This window comes from Chryseobacterium sp. GW823-FHT05E08 (assembly GCF_058795655.1).
Genome location: NZ_JBXAHY010000005.1, coordinates 89,006 through 104,465, shown reverse-complemented (window position 1 = coordinate 104,465; position 15,460 = coordinate 89,006). Strand labels below are relative to the sequence as shown.

The following is a 15,460-nucleotide window of genomic DNA, read 5'->3' as shown; positions in this document are numbered from 1 at the left end:
TTGATATAAAAAGTTTGAAATAAATTTTTAAAAGTAGACATGAGCAACACGTACAAATCAGCAGGAGTAGACAAAGAGGAAGGATACAAAACCGTTGACAAGATCAAAAAAGCGGTTGGTGAAACCCACAATTCAAATGTATTGAATCATTTGGGAAGTTTTGGTGCTTTCTACGAGATCGGAGGATACAAAAATCCTGTTTTGGTTTCAGGAACGGATGGAGTAGGAACGAAGCTGAAAGTAGCTTTAGATTCTAAAAAATACGATTCTATCGGAGTAGATTGTTTTGCAATGTGTGCAAATGATATCCTTTGTCACGGTGCAAAACCATTGTTCTTTTTAGATTATTTGGCTTGCGGAAAATTAGATTCTGAAATCGCTGCTGAGATCGTTTTAGGAATGGTAGCAGCTTGTAAAGACAACAACTGTGCATTGATTGGTGGTGAAACTGCTGAAATGCCGGGAATGTACAAGCCGGGAGATTATGATGTTGCAGGATTCTGTGTAGGAATTGTTGAAAAAGATCAGATTATCGACGGTTCTAAAATCAAACCGGGTAACAAAATTATTGCTCTTCCAAGCTCAGGATTCCATTCAAACGGATTCTCTTTGGTAAGAAAAGTATTCCCGAATTTTGAAGAAGAATTTGAAGGAAAACCATTATACGAAACACTTTTAGTTCCAACAAGATTATATTACAAAGATATTCACAAAGTGATTGAAGAAGTACAGGTTGCCGGTATCGCTCACATCACAGGTGGTGGATTGTACGAAAACATTCCGAGAATTATCGGTGATGGATTATGTGCGACTATTGATGCTTCAAAAATCCAGATTCCAAGTATTATGTTGGAATTAGAAAAAAGAGGTGGTGTAGCACGTGAAGAAATGTTCGGAACATTCAATATGGGTGTCGGAATGATCGTTGTTGTAGATGCAGAACACGCAGAAAAAGTATTACACCTTTTGGACGATGCTTACGAGATCGGAGAAATCACAGAAGGAAGCGAAAAAATAGACCTGAAATTTTAAATAAAAATAGAATTTAGTATTAGAGATTAGTTTAAAACTAATTTCTAATTTCTAATTTCTAACTTCTAATTAATGAAAAACATAGTTATACTTGTTTCAGGTTCAGGATCCAATCTTCAGAGAATTATTGATACTATTGATAATGGAGAAATCCAGAATGCAAAAGTATCTTTGGTTGTTGCCGACAGAGAATGTTACGGATTGGAAAGAGCCCAAAATCATAACATAGAAAACGTCCTGATCCCGAGAGGCAAAAACTTCAGCAGCGAATTGAGTAAAATTATTCCAGAAAATACAGATTTAATCGTATTGGCCGGATTTTTATCCATTCTAAAACCTGAATTTTGCGAAAACTGGAGCGGAAAGATAATCAATATCCATCCTGCTTTGCTTCCGAAATTCGGAGGAAAAGGAATGTGGGGACATCATGTTCACCATGCGGTTATTGAAGCTAAAGAAAAAGAAAGTGGAGCAACCGTACATTTTGTAACTCCTGGAATCGATGAAGGAGAAGCAATTCTTCAAAAATCATTCGCTGTAACAGAAGATGATACTCCCGAAACGGTCGCTGAAAAAGTTCATTTAGTTGAATATGAAATTTTTCCAATAGCGATCAATAAAGTATTAGGAAACTAATTAAACCTTTGCTGAGTGGAACGCCTTTGCGAACTTAAAAACATTCAGCATTAAAAGAAAACTTAGCGCTCTTTGCGTTAAAAAAATAACATCCAGTTTGTCAGTCTGTAGGAATCTAAAAATAGTTGAGATGCTTCCAGCATGACAAACAGAACGTAAAAAACACATTTAGATTTTAAATATTTCGAAAAAAAGCAAAAAATCTAAGTAAAATAAAGTAAAATCGGAGGTGAAAGACCCGGTTTACAGTTTGAAATAGCTGTGAAAAGTAAAAAATTGAAAGTAAAATGAGTAAAAAGAGAGTTTTAATCAGTGTTTCTGACAAAGGCGGATTGATAGAATTTGCACAGTTTTTGGAAGCCCAGAATTACGAATTGATTTCTACAGGAGGGACATTCAAACATTTGAAAGATGCTGGTTTAAATCCAATTCAGATTGACGAGGTTACTAATTTTCCTGAAATGTTGGATGGTAGAGTAAAAACTTTACACCCGAAAGTTCACGGAGGTTTGTTGGCTGTTCGTTCAAATGAAGAACACATGCAGACGGTTCAGGAACATGGAATTGATTTGATCGACATGGTGATCGTAAACCTTTATCCTTTCTTTGAAAATGTTAACAAAGACATTTCATTACACGAAAAGGTAGAATTTATCGATATCGGAGGTCCGTCAATGCTTCGTTCAGCAGCTAAGAATTTTGATTCTGTAACAGTAATTACTGATGTTGAAGATTATGCAGCAGTAAAAATTGAAATGGAACAAAATGGTGATACTTACATCGAAACGCGTAAAAGATTAGCGGGTAAAGTATTCAATCTTACTTCGGCTTATGACGCGGCTATTTCAAGAATGCTTTTAGAAGAAGATTATCCTACTTATCTAAGCGCATCTTACAAAAAAGTTTCTGACCTGAGATATGGTGAAAACCCACATCAGACGGCAGCTTACTATGTTTCTACTTTCGAGAATGGAGCAATGAAAGATTTCGAACAATTGGGAGGTAAAGAATTGTCTTTCAATAATCTTCGTGATATGGATCTTTGCTGGAAAGTGGTTACTGAATTCAAAGACGAAATGGCTTGTTGTGCAGTGAAGCATTCTACACCTTGTGGAGTTGCAATCGGAACTTCAGCATTGGAAACATACCAAAAAACTTTTGAGTGTGACCCAATTTCTATCTTTGGCGGAATTGTTGCTACCAACTACAAGGTTGACGCTGCAACAGCAGAAGAATTAAACAAAACTTTCTTAGAAATCGTTATGGCTCCTAGTTTTGACGAAGATGCTTTGGAAATTTTAAGAAAGAAGAAAAATTTAAGAATTATAAAAATCGTTAACCCTGTTTCTGATAAGCAGACTTGGGTGAAGGTTGATGGTGGAATATTAGTTCAGGACAACGACAGTATCTTCTCTGATGATATTAAAGTGGTTACTGAAACTCAGCCTACAGAAGAGCAGAAGAAAGCTTTGCTTTTCTCTCAGAGAGTGGTGAAATACGTTAAATCAAACGCAATTGTTGTTTCTAACGGAATTCAGGCTTTCGGAATCGGTGGCGGACAGGTTAACAGAATCTGGGCGACTCAACAGGCTATTGAAAGAGCAAAAGGAAAATTCACAGGAGATCTAGTTTTAGCTTCTGATGCGTTTTTCCCTTTCCGTGACGTAGTTGATTTCTGCGCTCAGGAGGGTATCACAGCTATTATTCAGCCGGGAGGAAGTGTAAAAGACCAAGACAGTATCGAAGCAGCAAATGAGCATGGCATTCCGATGATGTTTACAGGTGTTAGACATTTTTTCCACTAAAGATTAAGAGATTCAGAAATTTAGCGATTAAGAGACTACACATGTGATTTCTTAATTCCTTAATCTCTCAATTTTTTAATTTTAAATTATATATTTGTAATATTATAGACTAGCTAATTAAATAAAGTATGAGAATATTAATCATAGGTGAAGGTGGAAGAGAGTCTGCTTTGGCAGCTAAACTTCAAAATGACTCGAGAGTTTCTAAAATGTTTTTTGCAAACGGAAACGCTACTACCGATGTAATAGGGAAAAATGTTCATTTATCAGAGATTAAAGAACTTAGAGATTTTGCCATTAAAGAAAAAGTAGATCTTACGATCGTAGGTCCGGAAGCTCCGCTTGTAGCAGGGTTGAAGGATGAGTTTAAAAAACATGATCTTAAAGTTTTTGGTCCGAATCAAAAAGTAGCAAGTCTTGAAGGAAGTAAGGCTTTCTCTAAAAAATTCATGCAGACCTATGATATCAAGACAGCAAAAGCTGTGGTATTTGATTCATATAACGAGGCTAAAGAATATGTACAAACTCAGGAATATCCTCTAGTAATTAAGGCTAGCGGTTTAGCAGGTGGAAAAGGTGTTGTTATTTGCGACACGTTGGAAGAAGCTGAAGCTACGATCCACGATTTCATGATCAGAAGAATCTATGGAGACGCGGGTATCCGTTTGGTTATTGAAGAATTTTTAGAAGGTTTTGAAGCTTCTATTATTGCATTCTCAAACGGTGAAAAACTATTCCCTTGTATTGCAGCAAAAGATTATAAAAAAGCTGGAAACGGTGATACAGGACCAAACACAGGAGGTATGGGATCTGTGGCGCCAAGCCCGGAATTTACAGCAGAACACGCTGCAGATTTCGAACAAAATATTTTAGAACCTACTGTAAAAGGTCTTAAGGCTGAAGGTTTCAGTTTCAAAGGAATCATCTTCTTCGGATTAATGGTAACTAAGAAAGGAACTTACCTTCTTGAGTACAACATGAGATTCGGTGATCCTGAAACTCAGGTATTGATGGCTTTAATGGAAAACAATCTATTAGACGTTATCAACGACTGTATGGAAGGAAAAGACATTGAGCTTAAGTTTAAAGACGAAAAAGCTGTTTGTCTTGTAATGTGTTCTGGAGGTTATCCTAGAAACATTGAAACAGGTTTCGAGATCGTAGGTGAAGATAAAGTAAAACACAGCCAGCTGTTATACGCAGGAGCTATCAAGAAAGGCGACAAAGTCGTTTCCAATGGTGGTAGAGTGCTAAACATTGTGGCTACAGGAGCAACTTACGATGATGCCCGCAAGAAAGTATACGAAGATGCAGGACATGTACACTTCGATTACAGTTTCTACAGAGAAGATATCGGGAAGTTTTAATAAAAATCACGAAAAAAGATTTGGAGAAATCCAGGTCTTTTTTTGTAAAACGTTTAAAATTAGCAGTAAGCTTTAAGCTATAGGCAGTAAGCTTTACTACAAATAAAAAAGCCTACTGCATATTGCCTATAGCCTAAAGCATTAATAATTAATTATAAAAATGAATAACGGTATTATCATATTAGATTTCGGATCTCAGTACAACCAACTTATCGGAAGAAGAATCCGTGAGATGGGGGTATATTCTGAAATTTTACCTTTCAATACGCCATTAGAAACTATTTTAGAAAAACAACCGAGAGGAATTATCCTTTCAGGTGGTCCAAGTTCTGTGAATGCAGAAAATGCTCATTTAGTTGAAAAAGAATTATATGAGCAGGGAATTCCTGTATTGGGAATTTGCTACGGAATGCAATTAACAGCACATCTTTTAGGCGGAAAAGTAAATAAAGGCGAAAAAGGAGAGTACGGAAAAGCTCATTTAGATATCATTAAAGAAAGTTCTTTATTAAAAGGCGTTACTCAAAACTCTGTAGTTTGGATGAGCCACTTTGACGAGGTTGGAGAATTGCCGACAGGTTTTGAATTAAACGCAAAATCTGGCGTGATTGCTTCTATTTCTAATGAAGATAAGAAAATCTATTGCGTACAGTTCCACCCTGAGGTTTCTCACACTGAGGAAGGAGGTAAAATGTTGGAAAATTTCGTTTTCAGTATCTGTGATGCAGAGAAAAACTGGAAACTAACCAATTATATCGAAAAAACAGTTGCAGAAATCCGTGAAACAGTAGGAGACAACAAAGTAATTCTTGGACTTTCAGGAGGAGTAGATTCTTCTGTGGCAGCAGTTTTAATTCACAAAGCGATCGGTGATCAATTGCAGTGTATCTTTGTTGATACAGGTTTATTGAGAAAAAATGAAGACGTAAAAGTAATGGAAAATTACGGTGAGCATTTTAATATGAATATTAAATTGGTTGACGCTTCAGAAAGATTCTTATCTAAATTAGCCGGAGTTGACGATCCTGAACAAAAAAGAAAGATCATCGGAAACGAATTTATTCATGTTTTTGATGAAGAATCTCATAAAATTGAAGGGGCTAAATTCTTAGCTCAAGGAACGATTTATCCTGACGTTATCGAAAGTCAGTCAATAAACGGACCTTCAGCAGTAATCAAGTCTCACCACAACGTTGGCGGACTTCCGGAAGAAATGGAATTTGAGCTGTTAGAGCCTTTAAGAGAGCTTTTCAAGGATGAAGTAAGAAAAGTTGGGGAAGAATTAGGTATTCCTCATCATTTGGTACACAGACACCCTTTCCCTGGTCCAGGTTTAGGAATCAGAATTTTAGGAGCTGTAGATGCTGAAAAAGTGAAAATTCTTCAAGAAGCTGATGATATTTTCATCGAAGAATTATATAAAAATGACCTTTACGAGAAAGTTTCTCAGGCATTCGTAGTTTTACTTCCTGTAAAATCTGTCGGAGTAATGGGTGATGAAAGAACATATGAATATACTGCGGTTGTTCGTTCTGCCAACACCATCGACTTTATGACAGCAACGTGGAGCAGACTTCCTTATGAGTTTTTAGATACTGTTTCAAGCAGAATCATCAACGAAGTAAGAGGAATCAACAGAGTAGCTTACGATATTTCAAGCAAACCACCTGCAACTATTGAGTGGGAATAATCTTGATTTAATTTAAATATAAATCCTGTTCTTATGAGCAGGATTTTTTTGTTATTAATTTTCAATTGTTTTTCCGCAAATATTTAAGCAATCAACTAATTCTAGTATAGATTCATCAATATTAGAAAAAGTATCATCAACATAGACATCATAATTACCTTGATTTTTATATCGATAAGTTTTAGCAGCATCAGTTTTTACTGTTAATGAATATATTTTTTTAATTTCAATATTGGTTTTGTAAGAATTATTGCAAAGCTTTGGTTTAGAGAAATACGCATTAAGTGTATCATTTTTAATGAAATATAGATAATAGTTAGCTGTTGAATCTATACTGTCAATTTTTGCATTAAGTGTTATTGTTTCAGATTTAAAATGAATATTTTTGATTTTGTAAGGTGTACAGGCAATGATCAATGATATAAATAACAAAGCCAATAAGTTTTTGAGATACATAGGCAGTTATTAATAATTATTAGAACTTGGATTAATATATTTAAGCAATGTAAATCTTGGATTTATCTTATTTGCTGTTATATTGTTACAGCTAACAAAATATTGAGATTTCATCCCTGTTTTCCAAACTAAAATATTATTTTCAGTATAAGATTCTTCGGAAGAATCTGGTTGAAAACAATTTGCATATCTGACTTCTCTGTTTAAAACTAAAGTATAATTTTTGTGAAGTTTAATTTTTTTGTAATTGGGACTTTTAAAATCTTTATCATTAAAACTTGTAAAAACAGCTTCAATAGTGTCGCTTTTAAAATGATAAACGAAAATATTATTGGCACTATCAATTCTAAAGAATTTACCTTTTAATATCACCGTATGATCACTTAAAACATATCTTTCACTATTTCTGGAGATACAGTTTAAAAGAAATAGAAGAGGGAGAATGGTTATTAGTTTTTTCATCATTTTTTTCCTTTTTAGTTTACAAAAGCATAGGCTCAAAAGCATGATAATACTCATTCTCCTTCCAAGGAAATTTTGCCGCTATTTCATCATTATCAAGAAAATCTCTCACTGAAAACTCATCATCCTGAAAGAAAATTTCGTCAACACGATCGTTTTCGTTATATGTAAATTTAATTGAGGGAATTGTTTCATTTTCAAATTCATAGTCAAAAACGGAGGGATCACCATAAAAGTTTTTAAACTTATCCGTTTTGGTTCCCGTTAATAAATCTATTGAACAACCTGCTAATTTTCTATTTCTATTATCAAATACAGAAATAGCTTTACCATGCAAACTGCCGTTACGATACAAAATAGAATCCCATTGAGTTTCTCCTTTATCGTTAGTTTCTTTATTATAATGAAACGTCCAAGGTTTACCGAACGATCCGATATCTATATGATTGGTAATTACTTCCGGTAAATTATCTTCCGGAGAGAGATAAACTTCGCCTCCTAATTGTTCAACTTCCTTTGTTCTGTAATTTTTTGAAAAACGCTCTATTTTTTTAAGTTCATTGGTTTTACTGTCATAGCTCAGACGGTTAAATTCTGAAAATTGATCAAGCTGTTTTTGTGAAATTTCAGTGTTATTTTCATCGGTGTATTTTATATAAGTATCCAAATCCATTATAGTTTCTAGGTAATTTTCCTTAAATTTAGGTAAAATTACATGATATGCAAATAGACACACGTACACTGACGGTTCAGGATTACGATGAATTGGTAGTGACAATGAAGCGTGCTTATCCTCAAATGTCTGAATCTATATGGTCAAAAAGAAGTATAGAAAAACTGACTAAAATTTTCCCCCAAGGTCAAATTTGTATCACAGTAGATGGTAAATTGGCGGCGGTTGCGCTTTCAATTATTGTGAATTATAATGAATTTGGGGATGATCATACCTACGTTGATATTACAGGAAATTATACTTTTAATACCCACTTATCAACGGGAGATGTTTTGTATGGAATTGAAGTTTTCGTTGATCCCGAATATCGTGAATTACGTCTGGGAAGAAGGCTTTATGATGCCAGAAAAGAGCTTTGTGAACTGCTCAATCTTAAATCCATTGTTTTGGGTGGAAGGATCCCGAATTACCATAAACACAGTCATGAACTTTCAGCCAGAGATTATATCCGAAAAGTAAGAGATAAAGAGATTTATGATCCCGTTTTGTCTTTTCAGTTGTCGAATAATTTTCTGCCAATCAAGGTTTTAAAAAAATATCTTCCGGAAGACGAATCTTCAAAAGAAAATGCTGTTTTATTGCAATGGAATAACGTCTATTACAGCAAAAAACCAAATACGATGCAGGACAGCATCATTCGTTTAGGATTGGTGCAGTGGCAGATGAGGCATTTTAAAGATATTAATGCTTTCTACGAGCAGGTTGAGTTTTTCGTGAATGTGATGGGAGACTACAAATCAGATTTTGTGCTTTTCCCTGAACTTTTCAACACGCCTTTATTAGCACCATTTAATAAACTTTCGGAAAGGGACAGTATGATCGAATTGGCTAAACTGACGGAACAAATCAAGGCTAAAATTTCAGAATTGGCGATTAGTTATAACGTCAATATTATTTCCGGAAGTATGCCTGTTTTTGAAAATAATGATTTGTATAATGTGAGTTATCTTCTTCATCGTGATGGTAGAGTAGACGAATACCGTAAAATTCACATCACTCCAAACGAAAGAAAATATTATGGAATGAAAGGCGGAAGCGAAATAAAAGTCTTCGATACCGACTGTGGAAAAATTGGTCTTGTCATCTGTTATGATGTAGAATTTCCGGAGCTTCCGAGAATCTTGGCAGATCAGGGAATGAAAATTTTATTCGTTCCTTATCTTACTGATACGCAAAATGCGTACATAAGAGTTCGTCATTGTGCAGCAGCCAGAGCCATCGAAAATGAATGTTATGTTGCGATCGCGGGTTGTGTAGGAAATTTACCGGGAGTTAATAATATGGACATCCAGTTTGGCCAGGCTGCCGTGTTTACGCCATCGGATTTTCCTTTTCCATCAAATGCTATAAAAGGGGAGGCAACTCCTAATACGGAAATGACTTTAATCGTTGATGTTGATTTAAATTTATTGAAAGATCTTCATTACAACGGTTCTGTTCAGATTCTGAAAGACAGACGAAATGATCTTTATGAAACCTATCTTAAATAAATTATTTTAGGTTAAAAATATACTAATCCTGCTTTTTATAAGCGGGATTTTTTATGCTTAAAATTTAAAACGTTCTCAATATTAACACAAAAAAATAAGCTCCCATTTCTGAGAGCTTATTCTATTTTAAAGATAATTTAGTATTATTCTTTGATGAATTTCTTTTGGGCAGTACCCTTAGCATCATCGATGTCTATCACATAAACTCCGTTGATCAAATTACTTACATTGATCTTGTTGTTTAAGATAATTCCCGCTGATACCACTTGTCCTGCTGCATTGTAGATCTTATAATTAGATCTTGAACTTGTATTTTTAACATTCAATACAGTTTTTACCGGGTTAGGATAAATCATGATATCCGTCTGGTTTGTTGCATTAGGAACTCCTGGTTTTGAAATTCTCACTGTGTAATCTTCAACTTCTCCGTTTGCAAAACTTGTACAGTTTACAGGGATACCGTCTCTCTGCATTGCTACTCTCATGACAACATATTTGTAATCAGTTAAGCTAACAAATGCATCTGTTGGTACATTGAACGTTCCTTTAACAGGAGTCGTTGTACTTGGAGCTGAAGCAAGAATTCTTTCATTAATATCGAAAGTTCCGTTTCTGTCAAAGTCGATCCAAACAGCAATACCTTCATTGTTGTTAGTACCTAACCAAGTTTTTTCAATAGCAATCTCGTTACCTGTAGAACCTTGAATTAATTCAATGAATTTAGTAGGAACAGCTGTATAATCTGTATAAGTAGATCCTACTGAAATGTTATCCATTACTGGTTTACCGTTTGGCTTCACAGTTACTTTTGAAATAAATTCATTAGCTGCACTTGTAGAAGACATTGGACAGTAAGTTACTGTTGGCGTTGTAAACAAATATGGAGGAGTGAAAGTTCCTGGAGTTCCACTACAGATATTTGCTACCTGCATTTCATATTTAGTTAATTCTAATAATCCTGTCAATGTAAGAGTATTCGTTGAAACTGGTACGTTTGTCCAGCTCGGAATACCTACTTTTCTATATCTTAAGATATAAGTCGCTCCCGGGAACGGATCCCAAACCACAACTGCTGTAGTAGGAGTAAGGTTCGTAATCGTTAATCCTGGAGGAGCAATGTCACATGTTCTCTCAGTCGTAAATACTTTCGGGTTAGACCACGGATTAAGTGTAGTAGTTCCATCACATTTGTTTGCGATCTGTACTTCATAAGAAGTATAAACAGCCAAATTCTGAAGTGTATATGTGTTTGCAGGAGCTAATGGTAAAGCTATTTCAGCATTTGGCCATCCTGTAGTACCTACTTTTCTCCATCTTAATGTGTATGATGAACTAGCCGCAAGCGGAGCCCAAGTAATCAACGCAGATGTTGTCGTAATATTACTTATTGTAACATTTGGTGGAGTAGGATCACATTTAGTAGTAAACTCATTATGTGAGAATACACCAGGTGTTGCATTACAAACTGCTGCTACTTCTACTTCGTATAATGTTGCAGCTAATAAGTTGGTTAAGTTATAAGTATTAGTTGCTGTAGTTACGGCAGCTACACTCGCTGTAGACCAAGGTGCTGTAGAACCAACAGGTCTGTATCTGATGCTATAACTTGCACCACCAATATCCTGAGGCCAAGTAATTGTTGCAGTATTATAAGTAATAGAAGCAGGTGTTACTGTTACCACAGGTGTCGTATTACTACAGATACGAATTACAATGTTGTCAACTGCAACAGGAGGTTGAGTACCTCCACTGCCATCATTTCTCCATTCGTATACAAGACGCATAGTAGTACCTGCAAAAGAACTGATATTTAAGTTTGTATTAGAATATGACTGCCAAGTTGCTTGTTGATTATAGTTCGTTCCTAACTGAATTCTTCCAGTTCCGGCAGCAATCTGAGTTCCGGCAACCGGCATAAAAGATGCAGGTACCAACCAAACTCTTAAATAATCGAAAGTACTTTCTCCAACCGCTTTCCAGTCGAATGAGAATGTTGCAATCGTTGTTCCGGCAGGAACTGTAATATCTCTGTAAGCATGAACTGTACTTATAGCTCCTGAAATTGTGTAAGCATTCGTTACACCACTATCATTTGATATATAGATAGATTTCCCTGTGTTTCCGGTAGCAGTTCCATATGCCCATTTGTTGGTTTGACCAGTGCTTGTAAATCCTAAATCATTAGTAGCTGTGAAATCCTGAAGATAAGGAATCGTTGCAGGAATCTGTGTTGTTGTGAAACTAGGACCAGCAACCCAAAGACTACGGTCTGTAGGGCTACAAACTGAACGTACCCACCAGTAATAAGTTGTATTTGGTGTTAATAGAGTTAAGTTTGTTGTCGTTGTAGCAGATGCTCCTGTAGGTGCTGTAGCAGCAACTGGCGGAACACTTGATGTGCTTAAATAATATTGATATCCACTTGCAGGAACCTGAGTAGGAGCCGTCCAGCTAATTGTAGCATTTGTTGCTCCAACAGTTGGTACCGCCATTGCTGTAGGTACAAAACAAGTAGGAATAAACAAGTTGATGTTATCAATCGCAGCAGGAGGAGTAGTACCACCGCCACCATCGTTTCTCCACTCAAATACCAAACGCATTGTTGTACCTGCAAAGCTGGTTAACGTTAGGTTTGTATTAAGATAATTCTGCCAAGCAGTTTGGTTGCTAAATTCACCACCAACCTGAATTCTTCCAGCTCCGGCAGTAATCTGAGTTCCGGCAGTAGGCATAAAACTTGAAGGTACCATCCAAACTCTTAGGTAGTCCCATCCTGTTTCACCTAATGATTTCCAGTCAAATGCCAAAGTAGCAATCGTTGTACCTGCAGGAATCGTAATATCTCTGTAAGCATGAACTGTACTTATAGCACCTGAAATTGTATAATTATTGGTAACTCCGTTATCATTAGAGATATAAACTGAATTTGCAGCATTACCTGTTGCAGATCCGTAAGCCCATTTGTTGGTTTGTCCAGCACTTGTAAATCCTAAGTCATTACTTGTATTGAAACTTTGAGTATATGGAAGAGATGCTGGTATTTGCCCTGTAGTAAAGCTAGGACCGGCAACCCAGATACTGTTATCAGTAGAACTACAAACAGAACGTACCCACCAGTAATATGTTGTATTCGGTGTTAATGGAGTTAAGTTTGTCGTTGTTGTAGCAGAAGTTCCTGTAGGTGCTGTTGCAGCAACAGGTGGAGTGCTTGATGTGCTTAAATAATAAGCGTATCCATTTCCGGGAGCCGGAGTTGGAGCTGTCCAGCTAATTGTAGCATTCGTTGCTGTTACCGTAGGCACAGCCATTCCTGTAGGTACAAAACAAGTTGGAATAAATAAGTTGATATTATCAACAGCAGCCGGAGGAGTAGTACCGCCACCGCCATCATTTCTCCACTCAAATACCAAACGCATTGTTGTACCTGCAAAGCTAGTTAACGTTAGGTTTGTATTAAGATAATTCTGCCAAGCAGTTTGGTTACTAAATTCACCACCAACCTGAATTCTTCCAGCTCCGGCAGTAATCTGAGTTCCGGCAGTAGGCATAAAACTTGAAGGAACCATCCAAACTCTTAGGTAGTCCCATCCTGTTTCACCTAAAGATTTCCAGTCAAATGCCAAAGTAGCAATAGTTGTACCGGCAGGAACTGTAATATCTCTGTAAGCATGAGCTACACTTGCAGCACCTGAAATTGTATAATCATTGGCAACTCCATTATTTGAAACATAAATAGAGTTTCCTGCATTACCTGTAGCTGAACCATAAACCCATTTATTGACTTGTCCAGTACTTGTAAATCCTAGATCATTACTTGTATTGAAGTTTTGAGTATAAGGGATCGTAGTTGGGATCTGTCCTGTTGTAAAACTTGCACCGGCAACCCAAATACTGTTATCAGTAGAACTACAAACTGAACGTACCCACCAGTAATATGTTGTATTCGGTGTTAATAGAGTTAAGTTTGTCGTCGTTGTAGCAGAAGTTCCTGTAGGCGCTGTTGCAGCAACAGGTGGAGTGTTTGATGTACTTAAATAATAAGCATATCCATTTGCCGGAACCGGAGTTGGAGCTGTCCATGAAATTGTAGCTGTCGTAGCAGTAATTGCAGATGGCGCTGTTGGTGTCGGCACGAAACAAGTTGGAATAAACAAGTTGATATTGTCAATCGCAGCAGGAGGGTTTGTACCGCCACCGCCGTCATTTCTCCACTCAAATACCAAACGCATTGTGCCTCCGGCAAAACTGCTGATATTTAAGTTCGTATTAAGATAATTCTGCCAAGCAGCTTGATTGCTGAACTCAGCACCAATCTGGATTCTTCCGGATCCGGCAGTTGTTAAAGTACCTGGTGTAGGAGTGTAGGTAGTTGGTACCATCCAAACCTTTAAATAATCCCAAGTTACTTCACCTAATGCTCTCCAATCAAATGTAATCGTAGCTAGAGTAGATCCTGCAGGAATCGTTATATCTCTGTAAGCCTGGACTGTACTTGCTGCACCTGCGATGGTGTAAGCATTGGTAACTCCATTATCATTTGAGATATAAAGTGAATTGGCTGCATTACCTGCTGCGGAACCGTAAGCCCATTTGTTTGGCTGAGTTCCGTTGGTTAAGGTAAGATCATTTGCTGTCGAAAAATTTTGTGTGTAGGGGAGTGTTGCAGGTGCCTGTCCATAGGCCTTCGACAGGAAGCCTACATTAATCAGACACAGAAGAAGTACTAAAAGAGTAGAAAGTTTCTTCATAAGTTATTGTTATTAATATTAATTATGCAAATCTAAATGGTTTTTTACGAATAATAGTATATAAGACAATGTTTTTTATAAAAATTGTATAAAGAATCCATAAAGATTTTAAGGATGAAAGTTGTTAATTAGTTGAATATTGAAAGATAAACGCTCTATATTTTGTTTTAGTATTTAATTTAAAGTTAAAGTATCATAAAATAGGTGTTTATTTTATCTTTATTACATGTATTTGTTTATAATTTTAATTGAACTAAGTCCAGAAATATATCTTCAAAATTGAAATTAATATCACCATATTTTTACTAAAACATATCGTTCTTCTGCCAAATCTTTTGAGGTTGGTTCTTACACTTAGATTTTTTCTTTCAATTCCGTTTGTTCCATACTTTTTGGTTAAATATTTGTAATTAATAAGTTTATCAATATAAATTTTAGTGGCTTTTATGTTAATTAATGTTCTCAATCATTTAAATATATTTTTTCGACAAAAATAAACCAGAGTAGATAATTTCTACTCTGGTTTTTAAATTTATTGTTTTGAATTTTATTTGAATTTCAATGAGTTAATGATTTGATTTGTTCCCATCACTAACTTTAAAACATTACCTTATTTTTATCTACAGCTCAAAGTCACAGACTTTGCGCAGCGGAGTAGATAACTTCTACTCTGGTTTTTAAATTTATTATTTTTAATTTTATTTGAATTTCAATGAGTTAGTGTTTGAAATTGTTCTCACTACTAATTTTGGAACATTACCAGAACATTATCGATAACTCTTATTATTCATACATTTTTGCTGCAATTAAAATTTCAGAAAAGACTTTCCAATTTGTATTTTCAGGTATTGGAAGATTATTATTAATATAATATCCTTCCATATCTTCAGTCCAACTTTGTACGGCTTCTAAATATGCTTCTATACTTTTATTCTCCCAAGTTTCCGGATTTTCCTTAAAGTCCTTTATTAGCAATCCCACAAATCTTATAAAATCATCTTTTACTTTTATTCCTTGTACTGCTTCTTCCAAATTTGTCAT

Annotated in this window: 11 protein-coding genes and 1 pseudogene; 6 read left to right on the top strand and 6 right to left on the bottom strand. The window is 35.8% G+C overall.

The window, feature by feature from the left end; translation table 11 throughout:
- The first annotated feature begins 39 nt into the window (after positions 1–39).
- The 5 genes from purM to guaA all read left to right on the top strand — a co-directional run bounded on the left by purM (position 40) and on the right by guaA (position 6,530).
- Positions 40–1,032, top strand: a complete 993-nt coding sequence (gene purM, locus AC1Q7L_RS17175) for a phosphoribosylformylglycinamidine cyclo-ligase (RefSeq protein WP_492307190.1) — start codon at positions 40–42, stop codon at positions 1,030–1,032.
- Between the two features lie 72 nt (positions 1,033–1,104).
- Positions 1,105–1,668: a phosphoribosylglycinamide formyltransferase gene (gene purN, locus AC1Q7L_RS17170; RefSeq protein ID WP_492307191.1), complete on the top strand. Its 564-nt coding sequence runs from the start codon at positions 1,105–1,107 to the stop codon at positions 1,666–1,668.
- Between the two features lie 287 nt (positions 1,669–1,955).
- Positions 1,956–3,473, top strand: coding sequence for a bifunctional phosphoribosylaminoimidazolecarboxamide formyltransferase/IMP cyclohydrolase (gene purH / locus AC1Q7L_RS17165; protein ID WP_492307192.1), 1,518 nt, complete (start codon positions 1,956–1,958; stop codon positions 3,471–3,473).
- Positions 3,474–3,601: 128 nt separating this feature from the next.
- Positions 3,602–4,840: a phosphoribosylamine--glycine ligase gene (purD, locus tag AC1Q7L_RS17160; RefSeq protein ID WP_123983923.1), complete on the top strand. Its 1,239-nt coding sequence runs from the start codon at positions 3,602–3,604 to the stop codon at positions 4,838–4,840.
- 160 nt (positions 4,841–5,000) lie between these two features.
- Complete coding sequence (gene guaA / locus AC1Q7L_RS17155; protein ID WP_492307193.1) at positions 5,001–6,530, top strand: glutamine-hydrolyzing GMP synthase; 1,530 nt, start codon at positions 5,001–5,003, stop codon at positions 6,528–6,530.
- Positions 6,531–6,584: 54 nt separating this feature from the next.
- Here guaA and AC1Q7L_RS17150 read toward each other — a convergent pair whose 3' ends face one another.
- From AC1Q7L_RS17150 to AC1Q7L_RS17140, 3 genes are read right to left on the bottom strand one after another with little or no spacing between them, the layout of a single operon-like run.
- Positions 6,585–6,986 carry a hypothetical protein gene (locus tag AC1Q7L_RS17150; RefSeq protein WP_492307194.1) on the bottom strand — a complete coding sequence of 134 codons (402 nt, stop codon included), beginning with the start codon at positions 6,984–6,986 and terminating at the stop codon, positions 6,585–6,587.
- Between the two features lie 9 nt (positions 6,987–6,995).
- Complete coding sequence (locus tag AC1Q7L_RS17145; protein WP_492307195.1) at positions 6,996–7,448, bottom strand: hypothetical protein; 453 nt, start codon at positions 7,446–7,448, stop codon at positions 6,996–6,998.
- Positions 7,449–7,467: 19 nt separating this feature from the next.
- Positions 7,468–8,121 (bottom strand): hypothetical protein, encoded by a 654-nt coding sequence (locus AC1Q7L_RS17140; RefSeq protein WP_410693409.1) that lies wholly within the window; start codon positions 8,119–8,121, stop codon positions 7,468–7,470.
- A 47-nt stretch (positions 8,122–8,168) separates the two neighbouring features.
- Between AC1Q7L_RS17140 and AC1Q7L_RS17135 the strand changes: the two genes are divergently transcribed.
- Entirely contained in the window at positions 8,169–9,671 is a 1,503-nt protein-coding gene (locus AC1Q7L_RS17135) for a carbon-nitrogen hydrolase family protein (protein WP_066750315.1), read from the top strand.
- A gap of 143 nt (positions 9,672–9,814) precedes the next feature.
- Here AC1Q7L_RS17135 and AC1Q7L_RS17130 read toward each other — a convergent pair whose 3' ends face one another.
- From AC1Q7L_RS17130 to AC1Q7L_RS17120, 3 genes and pseudogenes are all read right to left on the bottom strand, one after another.
- Complete coding sequence (locus AC1Q7L_RS17130) at positions 9,815–14,419, bottom strand: fibronectin type III domain-containing protein (protein ID WP_492307196.1); 4,605 nt, start codon at positions 14,417–14,419, stop codon at positions 9,815–9,817.
- 253 nt (positions 14,420–14,672) lie between these two features.
- Positions 14,673–14,885, bottom strand: a pseudogene (locus AC1Q7L_RS17125) (IS1 family transposase); the annotation flags it as partial.
- 317 nt (positions 14,886–15,202) lie between these two features.
- Positions 15,203–15,460: a DUF7660 family protein gene (locus AC1Q7L_RS17120; RefSeq protein WP_492307197.1), complete on the bottom strand. Its 258-nt coding sequence runs from the start codon at positions 15,458–15,460 to the stop codon at positions 15,203–15,205.

Excerpts from the sequence above, each read along its gene's own strand:
- AC1Q7L_RS17145 (WP_492307195.1), bottom strand. The coding sequence starts at position 7,448 with ATGAAAAAACTAATAACCATTCTCCCTCTTCTATTTCTTTTAAACTGT.
- purD (WP_123983923.1), top strand. The coding sequence starts at position 3,602 with ATGAGAATATTAATCATAGGTGAAGGTGGAAGAGAGTCTGCTTTGGCA.
- AC1Q7L_RS17140 (WP_410693409.1), bottom strand. The coding sequence starts at position 8,121 with ATGGATTTGGATACTTATATAAAATACACCGATGAAAATAACACTGAA.
- AC1Q7L_RS17135 (WP_066750315.1), top strand. The coding sequence starts at position 8,169 with ATGCAAATAGACACACGTACACTGACGGTTCAGGATTACGATGAATTG.
- purM (WP_492307190.1), top strand. The coding sequence starts at position 40 with ATGAGCAACACGTACAAATCAGCAGGAGTAGACAAAGAGGAAGGATAC.
- purH (WP_492307192.1), top strand. The coding sequence starts at position 1,956 with ATGAGTAAAAAGAGAGTTTTAATCAGTGTTTCTGACAAAGGCGGATTG.
- AC1Q7L_RS17120 (WP_492307197.1), bottom strand. The coding sequence starts at position 15,460 with ATGACAAATTTGGAAGAAGCAGTACAAGGAATAAAAGTAAAAGATGAT.
- purN (WP_492307191.1), top strand. The coding sequence starts at position 1,105 with ATGAAAAACATAGTTATACTTGTTTCAGGTTCAGGATCCAATCTTCAG.
- AC1Q7L_RS17150 (WP_492307194.1), bottom strand. The coding sequence starts at position 6,986 with ATGTATCTCAAAAACTTATTGGCTTTGTTATTTATATCATTGATCATT.
- guaA (WP_492307193.1), top strand. The coding sequence starts at position 5,001 with ATGAATAACGGTATTATCATATTAGATTTCGGATCTCAGTACAACCAA.
- AC1Q7L_RS17130 (WP_492307196.1), bottom strand. The coding sequence starts at position 14,419 with ATGAAGAAACTTTCTACTCTTTTAGTACTTCTTCTGTGTCTGATTAAT.